This window comes from Novosphingobium sp. ST904 (assembly GCF_001298105.1).
In the GTDB taxonomy this organism is placed as follows: domain Bacteria; phylum Pseudomonadota; class Alphaproteobacteria; order Sphingomonadales; family Sphingomonadaceae; genus Novosphingobium.
In genome coordinates this window covers 1-1,074 of record NZ_LGJH01000024.1, presented here as the reverse complement: position 1 = coordinate 1,074, position 1,074 = coordinate 1, and the positions used below count along the sequence as shown (strand labels likewise).

The 1,074-nt window shown below is 64.1% G+C and carries 1 protein-coding gene; it reads right to left on the bottom strand.

The genetic code is table 11. The features are described from left to right. Positions 1-16 precede the first annotated feature (16 nt). On the bottom strand, positions 17-1,074 hold a 1,058-nt coding region (locus ADT71_RS00130), incomplete at its 5' end, for a Tn3 family transposase (protein ID WP_156336349.1).

Genomic DNA, 1,074 nt, shown 5'->3' with positions numbered 1-1,074 from the left:
CCGGCAGTCATTGGGTCTAAGCGCCGGCGTCCTTGGGCCAAAGGTATTCGCCAGTGAGGAGGATGTGTGCCCATCCGAGCGGCGAAATATGGGCGAGAAGATGGTCGGGGGTATCGAGCCCTTCGCGGCGCCGGGCCTCAACGGCATGGCCAAGGTGCAGGGTGTTCCAGTAGACGATGATGGCGGTGAGCAGGTTGAGGCCGGCGATCCGGTAATGCTGACCCTCCGTCGTGCGGTCGCGGATTTCGCCCTGACGGCCGATGCGCAGGGCATTTTTCAGCGCATGATGTGCCTCGCCCTTGTTGAGACCGACCTGTGCACGGCGCTGCATGCCGACGTCGAGTATCCATTCGATGATGAACAGCGTCCGCTCGATCCGGCCCACCTCGCGCAGCGCGGAGGCAAGATCGTTCTGGCGCGGATAGGAGGCGAGCTTGCGCAAGATGCTGCTCGGCGCGACCTGTCCAGCGCTCATGGTGGCGGCGCAGCGGAACAGATCGGGCCAGTTGGAAACGATCAGCGCCTCACGCGCCTTGCCGCCCACCAGCGGGCGCAATTCGCTCGGCGTCGCGGCAGGGTCGAACACGTACAGTCGTTTGGATGGGAGGTCGCGGATGCGCAGTACAAGGCGGCAGCCGAGCATCGCGCTGATCCCGAACAGATGATCGGTGAACCCGCCAGTGTCGGCGTACTGCTCTTCGATCCGTCGCCCTGCCTCATTCATCGTCAGCCCGTCGAGTAGATAAGGTGCTTCGCTGACCGTGGCTGGAATGGTCCGCGATGCAAACGGCGCGAAGCGGTCGTTGACGTGGGTATAGGCCTTGATGCCGGGATCGTTGCCGTAGCGGGCGTTGATCGTATTCATCGCTTCGCCCTGCCGTGCGGCGGGGAAGAACTGGCCATCGGCCGATGCGGATCTGCCCATACCCCAGACCTGGGCCATCGGCAGCGCCCCTTGCGCCGCGACCACGTTGGCCAGCGCCTGGTCGATCGCCTCGCTTTCGACGTGCCAGCGAGCGAGACGGGAGAGTTGCCAATAGTCGTGAGTGTTGGAAGCCTCTGCCATCTTACGCA